This window comes from Streptomyces sp. NPDC020192 (genome assembly GCF_044388685.1).
Taxonomy (GTDB): domain Bacteria; phylum Actinomycetota; class Actinomycetes; order Streptomycetales; family Streptomycetaceae; genus Streptomyces.
This window is the reverse complement of record NZ_JBIRXG010000086.1, coordinates 1-6,273: the sequence shown is the minus strand read 5'-3', so window position 1 is coordinate 6,273 and position 6,273 is coordinate 1. Positions and strand designations below refer to the sequence as shown.

Genomic DNA, 6,273 nt, shown 5'->3' with positions numbered 1-6,273 from the left:
TCGACGGCGGTGTCGATGCGATCTACTGCTCGAACCACGGTGGACGCCAGGCCAACGGTGGCCTCTCCTCACTCGACATGCTGCCGGACGTCGTCGAAGCCGCAGGCGAGATTCCAGTGATCTTCGATTCGGGTGTGCGCTCCGGCGACCATGTGGTGAAAGCGCTGGCGCTGGGCGCGCGAGCGGTAGCGGTGGGGCGGCCCTACGTCTACGGTCTGGCACTGGGGGGCGAGGACGGCATCATCCACGTGCTGCGCTCCCTCCTTGCGGAGGCTGACCTCCTCATGGCAGTCGACGGCTACCCGAAGATCGCAGACCTGAGCCCCTCGGCTTTGCGGCGTCGCCCGTGACCCGACTATTCAGCCTGTGCCAGCTACATGCGCGCGGACTTCCCGCTCGTACAGGTCCGCCAAAGGTCCTGGCCTGCGGCGCCGTCATGGGGACACGCCAACCGGTCGAGTGCCGAACGCAGCGCCGCGCCTGTGTGGTGCTCGTCCATGCCGGTCACCTACCCGCCTGCCGGCCCTACAGCGGCTTCCCCGGGGTGTGGCCGTCGTTCTGGGCATCATCGGATTCGCCGCCCAAGCGCAGCCGCGCGACGTGGCGGACGCCCTCGGGAACGACTGAGGACCACAGCTGTGTGTCTTCGGGCCTGCCCGACGAAGCAGCCAGCCAGAACTGCGACCAAGATCCGGGCCATTCCCGGACCACCCGGCCACAACGCGCCTCGACTGCACTCATTTCCCCAGTTCAACGGCATGTTAGGCGTGTACCACCAGCAGACCAAGAACCTTCTCTGTTCCTACAGCCCGAAGAAACTTGGGTTCTTCTAGAGGGATCAAGTCGGTTGCCTGGAGGGAACTTTGTCCCTCCAGGCACCTCAAGCTCGAAGTCACTATCCGTGAAGAGAGCGCTACCGTCCGCGCGGGTCGATACATCTAGTCGCTTCTGCCGGAGGTGAGACGTTCGACCTGGCCGGGCTGGAAGTCGTTCGGGACCTCCTTGCCGTTGGCGACAAGCTGGAGGACGGAGGCATCACCAAGGACCAGGTTGATCTGGCTCTTGTCCGTGAAGTTCTCGGTCTCGCCGTTGTCCAGCAGTCCGTCGAACAGAATGTGGCCGTTGTGGTCCTTCGCCGAGATCCAGCTCCGCCCGCTCTGAGCGGTCACCACGACCGTGACCCGGTCCTTGGGGGCTGCGCTCACCCGGGACGATGCGGGCGTGGACGGCGGAGCGGAAGCTTGCGACGTGGCCCGCTGGCCATCCGAAGCGATGACGGAGGGGCCGCCGCCCTGGTTGTCGTCCCCTTGCCGTGCGCGAGGGTTCGGCCGGGGGCGCCGGAGAGGTTCGTCGACGCGGCCGGGATCGGCGGGAGGCTCGACCGGCACCGGCGGTGCGACGCGCGGCCGGTCAGGGGTGGCGGGAGCGAGTGTGTTGTTCGGGTTCGGGTCCGGCCCGAGCGAGCCCAGGAGCTCCTCGGGCGTGGGACGGCCGGCCGGATCCTTGGAGAGGCAGACGGCGACCAGCGACCGCAACTCCCCCGGCAGCGCGGAGAGGTCCGCGGGCTCGTGCACCGACCGGTACATCAGCCCCATGGGCGTGCCGGTGCCGAACGCGCTGCCTCCGGCCGCCGCGACGAGTACGGCCCCGAGTGCGAACACATCGGCGGCACCGCCGACTTCGTCGCCCTGCGCCTGCTCGGGCGCGAGGTATCCGGGGGTGCCGAAGGCCGCCCCGGTGGCGGTCAGCCGGGTGGACTCCACGGCCCGCGTGATGCCGAAGTCGAGGACGCGTGGGCCGTCGTCGGCCATGATGATGTTGCCCGGCTTCAGATCCCGGTGTACGAGCCCGCAAGCGTGGACGGCTTGGAGCGCCTCGGCCAGCGCTGCCCCGCGAGACCTCAACTGCGCTTTTTCCATAGGCCCTTGACGCCCGATCAGCTCGGCTGAGCGTGGGCCCGGGGATGTACGCGGTGGCCAGCCAGGGCGCCTCCGCGTCGGGATCGGCGTCCACGACCGGAGCCGTGTGGAAACCACCGACTCTGCGGGCGGCCTCGACCTCTGCGCGGAACCGTTCCCGGAAGTGCGGGTCCGCCGCCAGTTCGGGGCGGGCCACCTTGACCGCGACGGCCCGACCGCCCCGTGACCGGGCGAGGTAGACCGTTCCCATGCCGCCCGCGCCCAGCTCTCGCTCGACGGTGTAGACACCGATCCGCCGTGGCAGGTCCGCGCCGTTCTCCATCGCCTGCGCGCCTCCCCCTGCGCACGGTCACCCGTACGTGACGCCGTCCGATGCACCCCGGCCAATCTCCGGTCCCGCGTATCCGTCCAGCAGCGTAGACGGAGACACCGCCACGGCAGTCCGGGAAGCCGGTCTCAGCCGCCGCGCCGCACCCGGGCCGCCTTGCGGGCCTCCGCGATCTTGCGGGCCTCGCTGCTCTTGCGGGACGACGACCTGCCACCGGAACCGCTCTTCGCGTCCTTGGTGCTGCCCAGGCCGCCGAACGGGACGTTGTGGTTCTTGGGGCGCGGTACGGCCGGCCCTCCGTCGAGAGGCTTTCCGGAGGGGGCCTTGGCGCCGGTGATCCGGCTCAGCTGCGCTTCGCCGGACCGCACTTTGGTGACGTTGGGGGCGACGTCGGCGTCCGCCATGACCTGGCTCGTCTCGCGGCGCTGTCCCGACAGGACGAGTGTCACGACGGTGCCGGAGCGGCCGGCCCGGGCCGTGCGGCCCGCGCGGTGCAGATAGTCCTTCGGGTCGGTGGCCGGGTCGACGTTGACCACGAGGTCGAGGTCGTCGACGTGCAGGCCGCGTGCGGCGACGTTCGTCGCTACCAGCGCGGTGACCTGCCCGTTCTTGAACTGGGCCAGGGTCCGGGTGCGCTGCGGCTGGGACTTCCCGCTGTGCAGGGCGGCGGCGGCCACGCCGCTGGCCCGCAGATGCCGCGTGAGCTGGTCGACGCCGTGCTTGGTGTCCAGAAACAGCAGGACGCGGCCGTCCCGAGCGGCGATCTCCGTGGTCACGGCGTACCGGTCCGGGCCGTGCACGACGAAGACGTGGTGCTCGATCGCGGAGACGGCGCTGGACGAAGGGTCCACGGAGTGGACGGCGGGGTCACGCAGGTAGCGCTGCACCAGCTGGTCGACGTCGCCGTCGAGGGTGGCGGAGAACAGCATCCGCTGCCCGTCGGGACGCACCTGGTCCAGGATCCCGGTGACCTGTGGCAGGAACCCCATGTCACACATCTGGTCGGCCTCGTCCAGGACCGTGATGCGCACCCGTCCCAGTCGGCAGCCCTTGCGCTCGATGAGATCGTGCAGCCGACCGGGTGTGGCGACGACGACCTCGGCGCCATCCCGCAGCACGGCGGCCTGCCGTCCGATGGACACGCCGCCCACCACGGTCGCGAGCCGCAGCCGCAGCGCCTCGACGTACGGGGTGAGCGCCTCGCCGACCTGCTGCGCCAGCTCCCTGGTGGGCACCAGAACGAGCGCCAGCGGCTCTTTCGGCTGCGCGCGCTGCCCGGCCGTCCGGGCCAGCATCCCCAGGCCGAAGGCGAGCGTCTTTCCGGATCCTGTGCGGCCCCGGCCCAGGACGTCCCGTCCCGCGAGCGCGTTCGGCAGCGCCGCCGCCTGGATGGGGAAGGGCACAGTCACACCCTGCTCATCGAGCGCCCGCAGAACCTCGGCCGGCAACCCCAGCTGGGCGAAGGACACCGCCGTGGGCACTGCCGAAGTGGCGCCCGACACCTCGGACACATCGTCCTGCTGCCGGGCGTCGGCACGTGCTGATTCGCTCACAGAGAGCCTTCCTCCGAAGGGACCGTACCGAGGAAGGCGCGGCAGGGACGCGGCCGCCGGCCAGAGACACCGAACGGAGCACCGACACAGCGACACGGCAAAAGAGCAACGTTAGCACGGGGCACGCCGTCCGGGCCTCCCGTGCCGCGCCGCTCAGCCGAGGAACGACAGCCGGACCTTGTGGACGCCAGAAGACGCTTCGAACAACCTGCGCCATGTGGTACCCAGTGAGGGACCCAGGATCAGGACGGGAGCCTCTTCTGGCCCGTCAAAGCGGTATTGCAGGGTGTTCGGTGGTGTCTCGCTCACCCGTCCGAGCCTCTCATCTGTCACGACAGCCCCTATGAGCGGGGTGCTGGCTGTAGCTGTTTGACCAGGTGGAAGACCTCCCGGGCCACGTAGCGTTTGAGGTATCGGACGATTTCGCGCCGGGTCCACCCGCAGACGGGCGAACACGATGGGATGGAGCGCGGCATTTGCCTGACGGTCGCCACCACGGTTGAGGCGACGGAACTGCCGGCGGCCCGAGGAACGCTCGACCGGGCTCACACCGCACAGCGCGGCGAAGGACGCCTCGCTGTCCAGCCGTTCCGGGTTGTCCCCCACCGTGATCAGCAACGTGACCGCAGTGTCCGGGCCGACCCCCACCACCTCGAGCAGCTGCGGGGCATGACGTTCCACGAGCCACGTCAGACGGGCGTCCACCTCGCGGATCTGCTCGGAGAGCTGGCCGATCCGGGATGCCAGCAGGCCCAGCGTGATCCGGGTGGCCTGCTCCCGTGACCCTGCGCCGGCAGGGCCGCCCGCTTGGAATGACACTCTCGCGCCGGGGCTGCAGCGGGCGCCACCGTGCCGGCCACGTGAACCAGTCCTCGGCGGCGTAGGGCCCGCACCATACGCCGCTCCCAGAAGTCGCTCCACGAAGATCCTAGGAGGGCAAGTGGTCATCGGCTCGAACGGCAGCGGCCTGGCCTACATGTGAACCTCCTACCAGCTGACCTGGCCACCTTCTGCGACAACATCGGCGACGTCACCTGGGCGGACGTCGGCAACGGCTACTTCACATCACCGTGAGACCAGGCACGTAGCTGGACCCACGGTGACCGCACCACGGTTCATCAGGGCCGGCAGGGCGGCCGGACGCTGAGCAGCTCGGTCCGCAGCACGGGCGTGCCGTCGACAGGCGCCGGGTCCTGCGAAGTTGGCTCGATACCGCCAGCAGCGATCTTGTCGAGCGTGTTCAGGCCGGCGGCACCGACAGTGCCGAACACCGTGTAGTCCGGTCGCAGCGCGGAGTTGCCGTAGACGACGAAGAACTGCGAACCGTTCGTGTCCGGCCCGGCGTTGGCCATCGCCAGCAAACCGCGCCCGTAAAGGCGACGGACGCCGGTCGGATCGCTCGGTGCCGGCGGCAGGTCCACCGGCAGCTCGTCCTTGTACTCGTACCCCGGCCCACCCTCGCCAGTGCCGGTCGGGTCGCCACACTGCAGGACCTTCAGCGTCGGATACGCCGTCAGCCGATGGCACACCGTACGGTCGTAGAACCGGTGCCGCGCCAGGTGCACGAAGCTCTGGACCGTGCACGGCGCCTTCGCCCGGTCCAGACTCAGCGGGAGCGGGCCCTGGCTGGTCCGGACAGCCATACCGACCGTGCCGTGACTGGGGGTGTGCCGCGGGTCGGGCGGCAGGGGAACCCGCCGCGCCGCCGGCTCGTCCGGGGTCTGGGTGTACTGGCAAGGACCGTGCGTGGTTCGCGGCGGGGCATCGGAAGCGGAGGCGGTGGTGCTCCCCCCGGACACGACCAACGCTGCTGCCGCCAATGCGGTCATGAGAGCTCGGTTCATCCTGCACACCCTCCAAAAGATCGCCAGATTTCGGAGCGGTCGCAGCCTAAAGCGCGGCCCGGCGGGCGAGAACCCACCCGCAAGCCACATCCGCCTCCCAGCCTTCGGCCCGCGGCCGCAGGCCACTACGTTCGGATGCGGCACAGCGTCGGCTGGCCGATCAGGGCGTCCACCCGGTGCACGACGGATGCTCCCCCGAACCCGGTCGAGCGGCCTCCCCCGTCCACGCAGAGGCCCCCACCGAACGCTCGTCATCGTCGGCCTCTTCGTGGCCGTCTGGCCCTGGCCATCGGTTACTGGCGCCTGGCCAAGGTAGAGGAGCGCTGGAACGCCCGCACCGCAGACGCGGGCTGATCCGGCTCGGCCAGGGGCCGGATCAGCAGCCGGAAGGCTCTCGCGAGGATCCGCCTCGCGGGAGCCTTCCGTTGTGCCGCCTGCCCGTGAAAAGTCAGAAGGCGATCGCGAGGCAGGACGTTCAAGGGGGGGTGCCTACGCCGTCACGGCGCGAGCAGCAGGCTGTCGCCGCGAAACCCCGTACGGCCCTTCGCCGTGAGCGGGGTGCAGATGAACTGGGTCAGTCCTCGTCCTGGGCGCGTCGGTAGAGCTTGGCGATGTCGTCGTCGAAGTAC

4 protein-coding genes and 2 pseudogenes are annotated in these 6,273 nt (G+C 69.8%); 1 reads left to right on the top strand and 5 read right to left on the bottom strand.

Annotation, left to right across the window (positions count from 1 at the left end; translation table 11 throughout):
• A partial coding sequence (locus ACH47Z_RS46780; RefSeq protein WP_399086630.1) for an alpha-hydroxy-acid oxidizing protein occupies positions 1–350 on the top strand: 350 nt, incomplete at its 5' end.
• Between the two features lie 588 nt (positions 351–938).
• Here ACH47Z_RS46780 and ACH47Z_RS46775 read toward each other — a convergent pair.
• From ACH47Z_RS46775 to ACH47Z_RS46755, 5 genes and pseudogenes are all read right to left on the bottom strand, one after another.
• On the bottom strand, positions 939–1,904 hold the full coding sequence (locus ACH47Z_RS46775) for a RodZ domain-containing protein (protein WP_399086627.1): 966 nt from the start codon (positions 1,902–1,904) through the stop codon (positions 939–941).
• Positions 1,905–2,375: 471 nt separating this feature from the next.
• A complete protein-coding gene (locus ACH47Z_RS46770) occupies positions 2,376–3,800 on the bottom strand; it encodes a DEAD/DEAH box helicase (protein ID WP_399086624.1) in 1,425 nt (474 codons plus the stop codon).
• 213 nt (positions 3,801–4,013) lie between these two features.
• Positions 4,014–4,133 (bottom strand): annotated as a pseudogene (locus ACH47Z_RS46765) (3-oxoadipate enol-lactone hydrolase); the annotation flags it as partial.
• Positions 4,134–4,286: 153 nt separating this feature from the next.
• Positions 4,287–4,748 (bottom strand): annotated as a pseudogene (locus tag ACH47Z_RS46760) (transposase); the annotation flags it as partial.
• 170 nt (positions 4,749–4,918) lie between these two features.
• A complete protein-coding gene (locus tag ACH47Z_RS46755) occupies positions 4,919–5,443 on the bottom strand; it encodes a peptidylprolyl isomerase (protein ID WP_399086621.1) in 525 nt (174 codons plus the stop codon).
• Positions 5,444–6,273 lie beyond the last annotated feature (830 nt).